This window comes from Chelativorans xinjiangensis (assembly GCF_009812055.1).
Taxonomy (GTDB): Bacteria; Pseudomonadota; Alphaproteobacteria; order Rhizobiales; family Rhizobiaceae; genus Chelativorans; species Chelativorans xinjiangense.
The window spans coordinates 92,865-106,055 of record NZ_WQNH01000003.1 but is presented as its reverse complement, the minus strand read 5'-3'; the positions used below and the strand labels follow the sequence as shown (position 1 = coordinate 106,055).

General features: G+C 65.6%; 15 protein-coding genes and 1 riboswitch. Of the genes, 8 read left to right on the top strand and 7 right to left on the bottom strand.

Translation table 11 applies throughout. The annotated features are described in order from the left end of the window. Positions 1 to 44: 44 nt before the first annotated feature. Entirely contained in the window at positions 45 to 815 is a 771-nt protein-coding gene (locus GM910_RS03575) for a class I SAM-dependent methyltransferase (RefSeq protein ID WP_159586269.1), read from the top strand. A gap of 90 nt (positions 816 to 905) precedes the next feature. Here the strand turns inward: GM910_RS03575 and metA are convergent, their stop codons facing one another. Beyond that, positions 906 to 1,826, bottom strand: coding sequence for a homoserine O-acetyltransferase MetA (gene metA, locus GM910_RS03570; protein ID WP_159586140.1), 921 nt, complete (start codon positions 1,824 to 1,826; stop codon positions 906 to 908). A 54-nt stretch (positions 1,827 to 1,880) separates the two neighbouring features. Beyond that, positions 1,881 to 1,958: riboswitch (SAM riboswitch) on the bottom strand. A 78-nt stretch (positions 1,959 to 2,036) separates the two neighbouring features. Between metA and hisC the strand changes: the two genes are divergently transcribed. Together hisC and GM910_RS03560 are read left to right on the top strand one after the other, a co-directional pair. Continuing rightward, positions 2,037 to 3,137, top strand: a complete 1,101-nt coding sequence (gene hisC / locus GM910_RS03565; protein WP_159586139.1) for a histidinol-phosphate transaminase — start codon at positions 2,037 to 2,039, stop codon at positions 3,135 to 3,137. A gap of 4 nt (positions 3,138 to 3,141) precedes the next feature. Further along, positions 3,142 to 4,092 carry a prephenate/arogenate dehydrogenase family protein gene (locus GM910_RS03560; protein WP_159586138.1) on the top strand — a complete coding sequence of 317 codons (951 nt, stop codon included), beginning with the start codon at positions 3,142 to 3,144 and terminating at the stop codon, positions 4,090 to 4,092. Here GM910_RS03560 and GM910_RS03555 read toward each other — a convergent pair. Further along, the gene (locus GM910_RS03555; RefSeq protein ID WP_159586137.1) at positions 4,089 to 5,072 is read right to left on the bottom strand and encodes a DUF2125 domain-containing protein; all 984 of its coding nucleotides are present in this window, start codon (positions 5,070 to 5,072) and stop codon (positions 4,089 to 4,091) included. The genes GM910_RS03560 and GM910_RS03555 overlap by 4 nt on opposite strands. A gap of 64 nt (positions 5,073 to 5,136) precedes the next feature. Here GM910_RS03555 and GM910_RS03550 point away from each other — a divergent pair, with 64 nt between their 5' ends. Next, complete coding sequence (locus GM910_RS03550) at positions 5,137 to 5,655, top strand: gamma-glutamylcyclotransferase (protein ID WP_159586136.1); 519 nt, start codon at positions 5,137 to 5,139, stop codon at positions 5,653 to 5,655. A gap of 11 nt (positions 5,656 to 5,666) precedes the next feature. Here the strand turns inward: GM910_RS03550 and GM910_RS03545 are convergent, their stop codons facing one another. From GM910_RS03545 to ftsE, 4 genes are all read right to left on the bottom strand, one after another. After that, positions 5,667 to 6,473 (bottom strand): lysophospholipid acyltransferase family protein, encoded by an 807-nt coding sequence (locus GM910_RS03545; RefSeq protein ID WP_159586135.1) that lies wholly within the window; start codon positions 6,471 to 6,473, stop codon positions 5,667 to 5,669. 102 nt (positions 6,474 to 6,575) lie between these two features. Then, positions 6,576 to 7,274, bottom strand: coding sequence for a YdcF family protein (locus GM910_RS03540; protein ID WP_201285399.1), 699 nt, complete (start codon positions 7,272 to 7,274; stop codon positions 6,576 to 6,578). A 77-nt stretch (positions 7,275 to 7,351) separates the two neighbouring features. Continuing rightward, positions 7,352 to 8,350, bottom strand: a complete 999-nt coding sequence (locus GM910_RS03535) for a cell division protein FtsX (RefSeq protein WP_159586134.1) — start codon at positions 8,348 to 8,350, stop codon at positions 7,352 to 7,354. Continuing rightward, the gene (gene ftsE, locus GM910_RS03530) at positions 8,343 to 9,002 is read right to left on the bottom strand and encodes a cell division ATP-binding protein FtsE (RefSeq protein WP_159586133.1); all 660 of its coding nucleotides are present in this window, start codon (positions 9,000 to 9,002) and stop codon (positions 8,343 to 8,345) included. Before ftsE ends, GM910_RS03535 begins: the two co-directional genes overlap by 8 nt. 178 nt (positions 9,003 to 9,180) lie before the next feature. On the opposite strand from ftsE, the gene GM910_RS03525 reads away from it, so the two are divergent. The 4 genes from GM910_RS03525 (at position 9,181) to GM910_RS03510 (ending at position 11,479) form a co-directional block, all read left to right on the top strand. Then, on the top strand, positions 9,181 to 9,822 hold the full coding sequence (locus tag GM910_RS03525; RefSeq protein ID WP_159586132.1) for a hypothetical protein: 642 nt from the start codon (positions 9,181 to 9,183) through the stop codon (positions 9,820 to 9,822). An 8-nt stretch (positions 9,823 to 9,830) separates the two neighbouring features. Next, entirely contained in the window at positions 9,831 to 10,373 is a 543-nt protein-coding gene (hpt, locus tag GM910_RS03520) for a hypoxanthine phosphoribosyltransferase (protein ID WP_159586131.1), read from the top strand. Positions 10,374 to 10,432: 59 nt separating this feature from the next. Further along, a complete protein-coding gene (locus tag GM910_RS03515; RefSeq protein WP_159586130.1) occupies positions 10,433 to 10,798 on the top strand; it encodes a response regulator in 366 nt (121 codons plus the stop codon). A gap of 102 nt (positions 10,799 to 10,900) precedes the next feature. After that, positions 10,901 to 11,479 (top strand): TMEM175 family protein, encoded by a 579-nt coding sequence (locus tag GM910_RS03510; protein ID WP_159586129.1) that lies wholly within the window; start codon positions 10,901 to 10,903, stop codon positions 11,477 to 11,479. A gap of 54 nt (positions 11,480 to 11,533) precedes the next feature. On the opposite strand, the gene groL is transcribed toward GM910_RS03510, so the two are convergent. After that, positions 11,534 to 13,162 (bottom strand): chaperonin GroEL, encoded by a 1,629-nt coding sequence (gene groL, locus GM910_RS03505; RefSeq protein ID WP_159586128.1) that lies wholly within the window; start codon positions 13,160 to 13,162, stop codon positions 11,534 to 11,536. Between the last annotated feature and the right edge of the window lie 29 nt (positions 13,163 to 13,191).

The window sequence follows — 13,191 nt, the reverse complement described above, 5'->3', positions numbered from 1 at the left end:
AAGGCACCTTGCGGTCGCCATCGGTGATGCTTACCGTCTTTTCCATGAACGCGGACATCGTCGATCTCAGAGCTTTCTATGCCAGCCTGCTCGGGCGGCTGGCGGAGCGGTCCATCGCCATGGCGCTTTCCTCGATCTGGGCCAAGCTGCCGGAAGAGCGGCTCGTCGGCCTCGGCTACACCGTGCCCTGGCTCGACCGCTTCGGGTCCGACGCCGAACGCGTCTTCGCCTTCATGCCGGCACGCCAGGGCGCCGTGCGTTGGCCATCCGGCAAGCCGTCGGCCACCGCGCTCGTCTTCGAGGAAGAGCTGCCGCTGTCCGATTCTTCGGTGGACCGCATACTTCTCGTCCATGCGCTGGAGCACGCGGAAAATCCGGAGCAGACGCTCATGGAGATATGGCGCGTTCTGGCGCCGGGCGGCCGCCTCGTCATCGTCGTGCCCAACAGGCGCGGTCTGTGGGCCCGTTTCGAGCACACACCCTTCGGTACGGGCCGGCCCTATTCGCGTGCCCAGCTCGTGGAGGCGCTGCGCGGAGCCAACTTCACCCCCGGTGCCTGGGCCGATACGCTGCACTTTCCGCCGGCACGGCGGCGCTGGCTAATGCGCCTGCACGGCTGGCTGGAGCGCGCCGGCCAGCGCTTCTGGCCGCTCTTTGCCGGCGTCCTGGTGGTGGAGGCGGAAAAGCGCCTCTACCAGGGCCTGCCGGCCATGGCGCGCCGCTCACGCCGCGCGCTGGTGCCGGTGCTGACCCCGCAGGGCGTGGCAGGCTTCGGCTCGGGCGCTGCAATGCGCGACCGGGGAAGGAGAGGATGACGATGGCGGGCGGTTCGAAGTCGACCATTGCCGTGAGCGAGGCTGGCGCATCATTCCGCGCCGTGCCGCGCACCGGAAACAGGCCCGGCTTCACCGTTGGCCGATCTTCTCCATCTCGTAGGGTGTGGTCTGGTAGACCTGGTTGATCCAGTTGCCAAAGAGCAGATGGGCGTGCGAGCGCCAGCGGTTGAGCGGTTGGCGGGCCGGATCGTCTTCGGGGTAGTAATCGTGCGGCACATCGGTGGGCACGCCGGCAGCCATATCGCGCCGATACTCTTCGTTGAGCGACGTGGAGTCGTATTCGATGTGGTTGAACATATAGAGCCGGTTGCCGGTCGCCTCGGCAAGTAGACAGGGGCCGGTTTCGTCCGATTCCATGAGCAGCTCCAGGCCCGGGAAGGAGGGAATGTCGGCGGCACGCACTTCCGTCCACCGCGAAACGGGAATCGCGAAATCATCCGAGAAGCCGGCAAGATAGGGCGAGGCGGGCGCGTTGTTGCGGTGACGGAAGACGCCGAAGGCCTTCTTCTCCAACGTGTGTTTGGGAATGCGGTGGAAGTGCCAGGCAGCGGCCATCGCACCCCAGCAGATGAAGAAAGGGGAATGGACGTGGGACGTTGTCCAATCGAAGATGCGCGTCAGTTCATCCCAGTACGTGACTTCCTCATACGGCAGAAGCTCCACCGGCGCGCCGGTGACGATGAAGCCGTCGAATTTGCGATCCGCCACCTCCTCCCAGGTCCGGTAGAAGGCAATAAGGTGGTCCTCGGGTGTGTTCTTGGCCTTGTGGTTGCCGATGCGCACCAGCGTCAGCTCCACCTGAAGAGGCGACGCACCGATCAGCCGGGCGAGCTGGGTCTCCGTGCGGATCTTGTTGGGCATGAGGTTCAGGAGCCCGATCTGCAGCGGACGGATGTCCTGACGCAGCGCCGTCTCTTCGCCCATGACGGACACACCCTCGCGCGCGAGCACGTCACGGGCGGGAAGCTGGTCGGGAATCTTTATCGGCATGGCGCAGGCTCCAAACAAAAAGACCGGCGGCGAAATCGCGGCCGGTCTCAGCGGAATTTGCATCCCTCGGCCTTTTAGCGACTTGTTTTACGTGGCTGCAAGCCGACCGGCCAAATCACCACGGAATGGCGCCTTTTAAGCCGGACAACCCTTTGCGTCAATGCGGTTAATGGACTAAAGCAGGCGGCTTCGATTATTTGGAACCATCCGATGAGCCCGCTCGACCGTCCGCAGCCCAAATCCGGCATCCTGGATATCGCCCCTTACGTTCCCGGCCGCGAAGACGCACCGGGCGTGGCAAAGGTTTGGAAGCTCTCCTCCAACGAGACGCCGCTTGGCCCTTCGCCGGCCGCGCTCGAGGCTATTCGGGCGGCCAGCCGCCACGTGGAGCTCTATCCCGACGGCTCTGCGACAAAGCTGCGCGAGGCGATCGCCGAGGCGCACGGTCTCAATCCGGCGAATATCCTGTGTGCCAACGGTTCGGACGAGCTTCTGGGCCTGCTCGCCCAGACCTATCTGAAACCCGGCGACGAGGGCCTCTTCTCCGAGCACGGCTTCCTCGTCTACCGCATCCAGATCCTCGCCACGGGCGCCACGCCAGTGGCGGCGAAGGAGACGGATGAGCGCGCCGACGTCGACGCTCTTCTGGCGGCCGTGACGGAGCGCACGAAGATCGTCTTCCTTGCTAATCCCAACAACCCCACCGGCACGTATCTGCCCGTGGACGAAGTGCGCCGCCTCCGCGCCGGCTTGCCGAAGCATGTGCTCCTGGTGCTCGATGCGGCTTACGCGGAATATGTGCGCCGCAACGACTACGAGGCCGGCATCGAGCTGGTGTCCTCGTCCGACAATGTCGTCATGACGCGCACGTTCTCCAAGATCCACGGTCTGGCGGGCCTGCGTATCGGCTGGATGTACGCGCCGGCGCATGTGATCGATGCGGTGAACCGCGTGCGCGGGCCGTTCAACGTCAATGCGCTTGCCATCGAGGCGGGTGCGGCCGCCATCCGCGACAAGGCGCATGTGGAGCAAGCCATCGCCCACAACGAGACATGGCGCACCTGGCTGACGGAGGAATTGACCGGGCTTGGCCTCAGGGTGACGCCCAGCGTCGGCAATTTCCTGCTCGTCCACTTTGCCGAAAACGGCAGCAAGACGGCGGCGGAGGCGGATGCCTTCCTCACCGCCCGCGGCTTTGTCCTGCGCCGCGTGACCGCCTACGGCTTCCCCAATGCCCTGCGCATGACGGTAGGGCCGGAAGAAGCCAATCGCGGTGTCGTTTCGGCGCTCACCGAATTCCTGAACGGTTAAGACTGTGCCTGAGCCCCTCTTTCAAAAAATCGCCCTCGTCGGTATCGGCCTCATCGGCTCCTCGCTCGCCCGCGTCATCCGCCGCGAAGGGCTGGCGGGCCGGCTCAGCATCGCCACTCGCCGCGCCGAAACGCTCGCCCGCGCCCGCGAGCTCGGCCTTGGTGACGATTATTTCCTGGATGCCGCCGAAGCGGTCCGCGACGCCGACCTGGTGATCGTCTCCGTGCCCGTGGGCGCCTCGGGCGCCGTGGCCGCAGAGATCGCCGGAGGCTTGAAGCCCGGCGCCATCGTCACCGACGCCGGCTCGACGAAGACCTCGGTCATCCGTGAGATGACGTCCTTCATCCCGGAGAACGTCCACTTCATCCCCGGCCATCCCATCGCGGGCACGGAGCATTCCGGTCCCGATGCGGGTTTCGCCGAGCTTTTCGAGGAGCGCTGGTGCATCCTCACGCCACTGCCCGGCACCGATGCCGAGGCGCAGGCAAAGCTTACCCGCTTCTGGGAAGCCTGCGGCTCGCGCGTCGACACGATGGACCCCGAGCACCACGACATGGTGCTGGCCATCGTCTCCCACCTGCCGCACATCATCGCCTACAACATCGTCGGCACTGCGGACGACCTGGAGACGGTGACGAAATCCGAGGTCATCAAATACTCCGCCTCCGGCTTCCGCGACTTCACCCGTCTGGCCGCCTCCGACCCCACCATGTGGCGCGATGTGTGCCTGCACAATCGCGATGCCATCCTGGAGATGCTGGCGCGGTTTTCTGAGGACCTCTCGGCCCTGCAGCGCGCCATCCGTTGGGGCGACGGCGACAAGCTGTTCGACCTTTTTACCCGCACCCGCGACATCCGCCACTCGATCATCGAAGCCGGCCAGGAGGTCGACGTGCCGGACTTCGGCCGCCACGTGCTCGCCCACCCGCCGAAACCGGAGTCCGAGAGCGCCTAGAGCGGCGGGATCCTGCCGAGCGGGATGAAGCCCGCGAAGACGCGGCCGCGCGTGATGCGAAGCTGAAGCGGCGCATCGCCGAGGCCGCTGAAGGCGGCGGCCGCGGTGGTGATCTCGTCGCGCGCATCGGGAAAGATATTGGCAAGAAACCGCCCCACCGCGGCGGGATCGTCCACGCGGACTGCAAGATCGGCGTCGATCAGGCCGTTCGCGCCGATCGCCACCGGCCCCGAAAGCGCAAAGCCGGCCGTGTCGCCGGCGATACCCACCGTCAGCTCCTGAATCGTGCCCGACCGCCCTCGCAGGGCCAGTGGGCCGCCGGCAAGCAGGGAAAGGCCGTCATTGAGGGTCATGCGCATCCGGCCGTCGAGCGGGGGCAGGCCGGGTGTCAGCCGTTCATCGAGCGCAAGGGAGCTGAAGCTCGCCGCCGCCTCCAGATCCTCCCCTTGCGGCCGCGCATGGAACTGCACGGCCTTGGCCGTAGCGAGCGGCGTATCGGCGCCTTCCTCGTAGGAAAGCACCATCTGCCTTGCCTCGGCGGAGAGGCGCTCGGGCAACGGGCGGGCGAGGCGGGTGCTGGCACGCAGGTTCTCCCAGCGCGCTTCCAGCGCTGCGGCGAAAGGCAGCCGGATCGTCGCCGGCCCGTCCAATTCGCCGACGATGCGGAAAGGCTGATAGACCTGCGCGGCGGAACGCAGGGCGCCGGCGCGCACGGAGATCCCGCCTCTGCCGTTCTCGTAGAACACGCTGCGGCAGAACAGGCCGATGCGGAAGGGATAGCCTCTTGCCTCGGGCTCCTCGCAGAAGGCACGCACACCGTTGCCATTGAACGCTGCGACGGTCGCCGCCGTCCGTTGCTCGAGCATGTGCGCCAGATAGAACCACGCGGCCGTATAGGCGAATACGGCGACCGCGATGGCTGCCGCCAGCAAAAACATGCGGCGGCCGAAGCGTGATTCCGCTCCCGTCCTTGACGCCATTGCCATCCTCCCGCTACCCGGAGTGTCACCGGCCCCGCATGGGCGAAGCAGACATCAGGTGGAAATGGACGATTTTTGGGTGTTTGGCTACGGGTCGCTGATATGGCGGCCGGGTTTTGCCCATGTTGAAACCAGGAAAGCGCGGCTTTTCGGTTATCGCCGGGCGTTGTGCGTGCATTCGCATGTGCATCGCGGCACGCCGGACCGGCCGGGCCTCGTGCTCGGGCTCGACCGCGGGGGCTCCTGCCTCGGCATGGTCTTCCGTGTGCCGGGCGAACTGTCGGGCGAGGTGATCGCCTATCTGCGCGAACGTGAACTGGTGACGAACGTCTATCTGGAACGCCACTTGCCCGTGCGGCTTCACGATGGGCCCGTGGTCGAGGCGCTCACCTACGTCGTCGATCGCGCCCACCCGCAATATGCCGGCCGTCTAGATGCCGAGCACGCCGCGCAGCGGGTCTACGGCGCCGTCGGCCAGTCCGGCCGCAACGAGGAATACGTGATCAACACCGTCGAGCATCTGAAGGCGCTCGGCATCCGCGACCACTGGCTGGAAACGGTGGCCGCGCGGATCACGCGATAGCTCCCTCGGTATCAGTCCTTCGTCAACGCGCCTTCGGTCTTCACGCCGAGCTCCGCAAGCCTTCGTCGTGCCGTCTCCGGCAGTGGCGGCGGGTTGGGCCCCTTGGCCGCCTCCACAAGAAGCGCATCGCACGCCGCCTCGGTCTCGCGGATCAGGCGCTCCTGAAAGGCCTCGCGCGAGAGGCCGGGTTCGATGGCCGGCAGGAAACGGGCGCGGATGGTGCCGGGGTAGCGCAGGAATTTGCGCCGCGGCCAGTGGAGGCCCGCCACATGCGCGACCGGCACCACCGGCACATTGAGCTGCTTGTAGAGCTCGACGATGCCGTATTTGTAGGCGGGCTCCGCGCCCGGTGCCCGTCGCGTGCCTTCGGGATAGATGATGAGCTGGCGGTTGTCCTTGAGGCGCTCGCGAGCGATCTTGACGGCCTGTCTGAGCGCCTTGGAGCGGCTGCCGCGGTCGATCGGGATCATGCGCATCTTGGCCACGTACCAGCCGAACAGCGGGATCCACATCAGTTCCCTCTTCAGGATGTAGAGCGCGTCGGGGATGTAGGGCAGGAAGGCGATGGTATCCCAGAACGACTGGTGCTTGGGCGCGACGATGCACGGGCCGTCGGGCAGGTTCTCCAGGCCCAGAAATTCCGCATGCGCGCCGGCCAGCACCTTGTGCAGCCACAGGCTGGAGGCGGCCCACACCTTGGGCACGAACCAGGCCTTCTTGCGCGGCAGCACGAAATAGAGCGGCGTCCAGACAATCATCTGGACGATCAGGTTCAGATAGAATGCGACGTTGAACGCCAGGGAGCGGACGATGAGCATGCGTGGATTCCAGACCGAAGGCGCACAGCACCCGTTGGCCGTTGGTTATCCCAAGCGCGCCGATTGGCAAAGCCTGCAAAGGGGAGAATGGAAAAAGACCGCCTATTTCCGCACAATGGCGCGCATATCCTCGACGCTCTCGGGGAGAGAAGGCGCGGGATGCGGGGTTGACGCGAGGCCACGCGTCAGGGCGGCAACATATTTGGTGTATTCGATGACGAGAACGCGCAGGGCATCGGGATTGGCGAGCCAGGCGCTGCCGGAAAGCGGGGTGTTGACCACCGGATAGGGCTGCAGATCGGCCGCCGGCAGGATGCGGCGCATCTCCAGGAGGCTGCGCGGCATGTGGTAGTTGTTGGTCACGACGATGATGCTGCCATAGGTGTTGGCGCTCGCCCATTTGGCGCTTTCCTCGGCATTGCCGATGGTATTCAGCGCGACCCGGTCGATATCGATGCAACAGTTGAAAAGGTTGCTGTCGCCGCCTGTGGCAAGCCGGAGATCGTCGCGCCGGGCCACGGGATTGACGCCGCTGATGAGCAGGCGCTTGCCCTTGCCCGCCTTCAGGAGGTGGAGCCCGGTATCGATGCGCGACTGGCCGCCGGTGAGGACGACGATGCCGTCCGCCGACCGCAGCTCGGGCGGCGCCTTAAGGTTCGCCACATGATCGAGGAAGAGAGCAAAGCCGACGACGAAGGCAAAAGCACAGGCAGCAAGGGCTGTCATGCCCGCGCGCAGCAGCAACCGCCCACGGCGACGCTGCGAATCAGCCCTGGCCGACATGCCCGCAATCTCGCTCATATCGCATGGTTAATGTCCAAATGCGGCGAGGGATAGTCCTCACCGGGCGTCATGAAACAAAAAGATTCACGCCGCGCTCACGTCTCGATCCGCTTCAAATGAGCCATAACGGTGACATGCGAGGTCGCCGCCGTCAGCACTGCGATCAGTATCACCACCAGTGCCACGCCGAGATAACCGGACGTACCGATGGCGAAATTGCCGAACAGCGCCGCCGTCTGGTCGCCCTCCGGCGTGGCGACGTTGCGCGAGGACCACCAGGAAAACAGCACGAAGACGATGATGGCGGCCGCCCCGCCGGCGGCCGCGCCGCGCGATCCGGCCAGAAGGAAGTGCCGGCGGAACTCCCGCGCGATGAACGGCGCCTCCGCTCCCACGAAATGCATGACCTCGATGACGTGGCCGTTGCCCGCCATGGCGCCGCGCGTGGCGAAGATCACCGTCAGCGCCGTCGCCGAAAGCATGAGCGCCAGGACGGCCATGCCGATTGTCACCGTGGTGCGCGCCATGGCCACCAGCCGGTCCACCCAGGTGCGGTGATCGTCGAGCGCGGCGTTCGGCACAGCCTCCGCCAACTCGGCGCGCATGGCCGCAAAGTCCGGCCGCTCCACGGGATCGATAGTGACGATGATGAGCCTGGGCACCGGCAGTTCGTCGATGTCGAGCCCCGGCCCCAGCCACGGCTCGAGCAGGCGCGTCGTCGCCTCCCGGCTGACGATGCTGGCGCCGCGCACGCCGCGATGACCGGCGGCGATGTCGCGCGCGTCGGCAAGTGCGGCTTCCATATCCAGCCCGTCCGCCGGCTTGATCTGGATCGTCGCCTCGCGCGCGATCTGCGTCTGCCATGTGGCGGCGGTGTCGCGCACCAGGGTCACTGCACCCAGCGTCAGGCACGAAAGGAAGGTCATGATGGCAACGACGAGGATCATCGCGCGCGCGGCGATGTTGTCAGGCGGCACGATGGGCGTCTGCTTGCGCGCCAGGGTCCTGGCGGCCTGCTGGCGGACGCCGGCGCTGACCTTCTCCTTCAGCTTGACGGCGGGATGCGGCGCCTTTGCGGCTTTGGCCTTAGTCATAGATTTCCAGCCTTCCGCCCGACAGCACCATGCGCCGCGCCTCCACCTGTTCCATCAGGCCGATGTCGTGGGTGGCGATGACGACGGCGGTTCCCATCCGGTTGAGCTCGATCAACAGGCGCAGAAGCCGGCGTGCGAGCTGCGGGTCCACGTTGCCCGTCGGCTCGTCGGCAAGCAGGATGCGCGGCTGTTCGATGAGGGCGCGCGCAATGGCGGCGCGCTGCTTCTCGCCGCCCGAAAGCACCGGCGGCAGAACGTGCATGCGGTCGCCCAGCCCGACCCATTTCAGAAGCTCGACCACGTCACCGCGATAGCTCGCCTCCTCGCGCCCGCGCACGCGCAGCGGCAGCGCGACGTTCTCATAGGTCGTCATGTGGTCGAGCAGCCGGAAATCCTGGAAGACCACGCCGATGCGCCGGCGCAGGAGCGGCAGTTCCTGCCGCGTGACGCGAGAGCGGTCCTTGCCGAAGATGGTGATGAGGCCGCGTGTCGGCTTGAGCGACATGAAGAGGAGGCGCAGAAGCGTCGTCTTGCCGGTTCCCGACGGTCCGCTCAGGAACTGGAACGAACGCTCGGGCAGATGGAATGAGACGTCGCGGAGCACCTCCGGACCCATCCCGTATCTGAGGCCTACATTCTCGAAACGAATCACGTGGGGCGACCTGCGTGCTGGGCGTGGAGCGGACAAGCTTCCGCCGGTGCGAACCCGACCTTCGAGGCGCATGGTAAACCGATGGTTAACATGGCCGCGAAAACCGCAAAATGGCGAAGCATTAACCATTTTGATTTAGCCAAGAACGGCCGGCGACGAAAGAACGGTTCTGCCCCGAATGCCCGAAAAACGAAGTCGAGCGCCCGTCTCGGGCGAAATCATCGTCGAGGGAGAACCCGCTGCCGCAGGCTTCGGGCCGCTCGATGCCGTCTCCAGCCCATTTGTCGATATCGTCGAGGCCGAATACGAGACGCTGGCCCCGCAAGGGAGGATGCGGCAGGCCGCTGGCGCGGCGACGGCGGCAACAGCGCCTCCTTCGGGCCTCGACATGCTGCGCGGTGGCGCAAGCCACATTTCGGAACGACGCCTTTCGCTCGGCAATCCGGCCTTTTGGGCATTCGGCCTTCTCGCCGTGGCCGGCGCTTTCTGGGTCTCCGGTGGCCATGCTGCGCTCGACCGTGTGTCGCCGGCGTGGGCGCAAGGCTCCGCCTTGCGCATCGCCGAGCTGGAAAGCCGCATAGAGCGCTCCGGCGGAAGAGCCCTTTTGCTGATCGACGGGGAGGCGGTCAATGAAGGCGGTGAGGCCGAGCGCCTGCCCGACCTGTCCGTCAACGTGCTGGACATGGCGGGCCGCACGACCCACTATTTCCTGGGGACAAGCGGCAAGCAGCTCGCGGCCGGCGAACGCTTCGCCTTCTCCAGCCGGCTTGCCGCTCCTAAGGATGGCGTGAAGTCGGTCTCGGTGACGTTCAGGGAGTAGCGCGAACAATGCCTGTTGTACGCGGCAAGGAAATCGAAGTTCTTTTCTCCGCCTCGGCGATCGCGCGGCGCAACCTGGAACTCGCCAAGGAGGTCGCGTCGCGCGACTACAACGACCTGCTGGTCGTTTCCGTGCTGAAGGGCTCTTTCATCTTCGCCGCCGATCTCATCCGCGCCATGCACGATGCGGGCATATCGCCGGAGGTCGAGTTCATCATGATCTCCAGCTACGGGGCGGGCACCACGAGCGGTGAGATCAAGGTCCTGCGCGACATCGACAACGACGTGAAGGGCCGCGACATCCTCCTGATCGACGACATCCTGGAGTCCGGCAAGACGCTCAAATACACGCGCGACCTGATGCTGTCGCGCGGCGCCAAGTCCGTCTCCATCGCCGTCCTGCTCGACAAGCACTCGCGTCGCCAGGCGAGCCTGGATGCCGATTTCGTGGGTTTCGAATGCCCCGACTATTTCGTCGTCGGCTATGGGATGGACGTTGCGCACGCCTTCCGCGAGCTTCCCTTCGTCGGTGTGGTGAAAGGCGACGCGTGAACCTTTTTGGTCGGTAGTCGTTCAGCGAACTGTTAAGGATTGATGGCGACAATCGCGGCATGGCTAGACTGCTGATCGTTGAGGACGACCTCTCCGTCCGCTCCTTCACCGCCCGTGCACTCGCCGCTGCCGGCCATTCGGTCGAGACCGCGGAAGACGGGGTCGAAGGGCTTCAGAAGATAGAGGAGGCGGCAGGCGGATTCGATCTGGTGCTGTCCGACATCCGCATGCCGGCAATGGACGGCATCGAAATGGCCCGCGCCGCGGCGAGCGCCTTCCCCAGCCTGCGCCTTCTCCTGATGACCGGCTTCGCCGACCAGCGCGAGCGCGCCGCCGAGCTGGAGGGCACCGTGAAGGGCGTGGTCAACAAGCCCTTTTCGCTGGCCGAGATCCGCGATCGCGTGGGCGAGGCGCTGGCGGCGTAGGAACCAGCTTCCCAAAAAAATACCGTCGCGGCGCTGTCGTCATGCCGCTACTATCGAACCCGGAAAGAATGCCGGCTGCGCACGGCCGCATGGAGAGCTGAAATGACAAGGGGACGGGTCGAGGCGTTTTCCGACGGGGTCCTGGCCATCGTCATCACAATCATGGTGCTGGAGATGAAGGTGCCGCACGGCGCGGACTGGGCGGCCGTCCTCCCGCTGTGGCCGGTCTTCCTGTCCTATATCCTGTCCTTCGCCCATATCGGCATCTACTGGAACAACCACCATCACATGTTCCATGCCGTCAAGCGCGTCGACGGTTCCGTGCTGTGGGCCAATCTGCACCTCCTGTTCTGGCTGTCGCTCATGCCGTTCGTAACCGGCTGGATGGGAGAGAATCATTTCGCGCCGCTGCCCGTCGCCCTCTACGGCGGCGTGCTCATCATGGCGGCCGTCGCCTATTTCATCCTGGTGCACACCCTCCTGCGCCTGCATGGCGGCGACACGGCCTTCGCCAAGGCGATCGGCAGCGATTTCAAAGGCAAGGTCTCGGTCGTCATCTATGCCGCCGCAATTCCGCTTGCCTTCGTTACCGAATGGCTCGCCTTGGCCTTTTACGTCGCCGTTGCCGTGATGTGGTTCATCCCCGACCGCCGCTTCGAACGTGTCCTGATGGAGCGCTGAAAAAAGCGCGGCCGGAGGCCGGCCGCGCCTTTTTCGTGTCGCCGATCGGACGTTTCAGAAGTCCATGCCTGCACCGGCGTGCGCGGGCGGCGGGGCTTCCCTCTTCGGCCGCTCGGCCACCATCGCCTCGGTGGTGATCAAGAGGCCGGCAACCGAGGCTGCGTCCTGCAGTGCCGTGCGCACCACCTTCAGCGGGTCGACGATGCCCATGGCGTAGAGGTCGCCATAGTCGCCGGTCTGCGCGTTCCAGCCATAGCCGAAGTCGTCCTTCTCGCGCAGCCGGCCGACGATGATGGAGCCCTCGGCGCCCGAATTCTCGGCGATCTGACGGACCGGCGCCTCGATGGCGCGGCGCACGATGTTGACGCCCACCTGCTGGTCGTGGTTCTCAACCGTGAGGCCGTCCAGGGCCTTGACTGCGCGCAACAGCGCCACGCCGCCGCCGGGCAGAAGCCCTTCCTCCACCGCCGCACGGGTGGCGTGCATGGCGTCGTCGACGCGGTCCTTGCGCTCCTTCACCTCGACCTCGGTCGAGCCGCCGACGCGGATGACGGCGACGCCGCCGGCGAGCTTCGCCAGCCGCTCCTGCAGCTTCTCGCGGTCGTAGTCGGAGGTGGTCTCCTCGATCTGCGCCTTGATCTGGTTGATGCGGCCCTCGATCTCGGCCTTCGAGCCGGCGCCGTCGACGATGGTGGTGTTTTCCTTCTCCACCAGCACCCTCTTGGCCCGGCCCAGCATCTCCAGCGTCACGTTCTCCAGCTTGATGCCGAGATCCTCCGAGATGGCGGTGCCGCCGGTGAGGATGGCGATGTCCTGCAGCATCGCCTTGCGGCGGTCGCCAAAGCCCGGCGCCTTGACGGCCGCGACCTTCAGGCCGCCGCGCAGCTTGTTGACGACGAGGGTGGCCAGCGCCTCGCCCTCGACGTCCTCGGCGATGATGAGCAGGGGCTTGGACGACTGCACGACGCTTTCAAGCACCGGCAGCATGGCCTGCAGGTTCGACAGCTTCTTCTCGTGGATCAGCACGTAAGGCTCTTCGAGCTCGACGCGCATCTTGTCCTGGTCGGTGATGAAGTAGGGGGAGAGATAGCCGCGGTCGAACTGCATGCCCTCGACCACTTCGAGCTCCGTCTCGGCGGTCTTGGCCTCCTCGACCGTGATCACGCCCTCGTTGCCCACCTTCTCCATCGCCTGGGCGAGGAAGCTGCCGATCTCCCGGTCGCCATTGGCCGAGATGGTGCCCACCTGGGCGATCTCGTCGTTGCGGGTGACCTGGCGGGCGTTCCTCTTCAGTTCTTCCACCACCGCGGCGACGGCCTTGTCGACACCGCGTTTCAGGTCCATCGGGTTCATGCCGGCGGCAACCGCCTTGGCGCCCTCCTGCACGATCGACTGGGCAAGAACCGTGGCCGTGGTGGTGCCGTCTCCGGCCGCGTCGCTGGTCTTGGACGCGATCTCGCGCACCATCTGCGCGCCCATGTTCTCGAACTTGTCCTCGAGCTCGATCTCTTTGGCGACGGTCACGCCGTCCTTGGTGATGCGCGGCGCCCCGAACGACTTGTCGAGAACGACGTTGCGACCCTTGGGCCCCAGCGTCACCTTCACCGCATTGGCGAGGATATCGACGCCTTTGAGCATGCGCTCGCGCGCGTCAGCGTGGAATCTTACATCTTTGGCAGCCATTTCAATACTCCTCGATGGGCAGCATCAAC

What these genes read in the sequence shown, in the direction of transcription:
- GM910_RS03525 (WP_159586132.1), top strand. Translation starts at nt 9,181, where the DNA reads ATGCCCGAAAAACGAAGTCGAGCGCCCGTCTCGGGCGAAATCATCGTC.
- GM910_RS03545 (WP_159586135.1), bottom strand. Translation starts at nt 6,473, where the DNA reads ATGCTCATCGTCCGCTCCCTGGCGTTCAACGTCGCATTCTATCTGAAC.
- metA (WP_159586140.1), bottom strand. Translation starts at nt 1,826, where the DNA reads ATGCCGATAAAGATTCCCGACCAGCTTCCCGCCCGTGACGTGCTCGCG.
- hpt (WP_159586131.1), top strand. Translation starts at nt 9,831, where the DNA reads ATGCCTGTTGTACGCGGCAAGGAAATCGAAGTTCTTTTCTCCGCCTCG.
- GM910_RS03550 (WP_159586136.1), top strand. Translation starts at nt 5,137, where the DNA reads ATGGACGATTTTTGGGTGTTTGGCTACGGGTCGCTGATATGGCGGCCG.
- groL (WP_159586128.1), bottom strand. Translation starts at nt 13,162, where the DNA reads ATGGCTGCCAAAGATGTAAGATTCCACGCTGACGCGCGCGAGCGCATG.
- GM910_RS03575 (WP_159586269.1), top strand. Translation starts at nt 45, where the DNA reads ATGAACGCGGACATCGTCGATCTCAGAGCTTTCTATGCCAGCCTGCTC.
- GM910_RS03515 (WP_159586130.1), top strand. Translation starts at nt 10,433, where the DNA reads ATGGCTAGACTGCTGATCGTTGAGGACGACCTCTCCGTCCGCTCCTTC.
- GM910_RS03510 (WP_159586129.1), top strand. Translation starts at nt 10,901, where the DNA reads ATGACAAGGGGACGGGTCGAGGCGTTTTCCGACGGGGTCCTGGCCATC.
- GM910_RS03540 (WP_201285399.1), bottom strand. Translation starts at nt 7,274, where the DNA reads ATGAGCGAGATTGCGGGCATGTCGGCCAGGGCTGATTCGCAGCGTCGC.
- GM910_RS03555 (WP_159586137.1), bottom strand. Translation starts at nt 5,072, where the DNA reads ATGGCGTCAAGGACGGGAGCGGAATCACGCTTCGGCCGCCGCATGTTT.
- GM910_RS03535 (WP_159586134.1), bottom strand. Translation starts at nt 8,350, where the DNA reads ATGACTAAGGCCAAAGCCGCAAAGGCGCCGCATCCCGCCGTCAAGCTG.
- hisC (WP_159586139.1), top strand. Translation starts at nt 2,037, where the DNA reads ATGAGCCCGCTCGACCGTCCGCAGCCCAAATCCGGCATCCTGGATATC.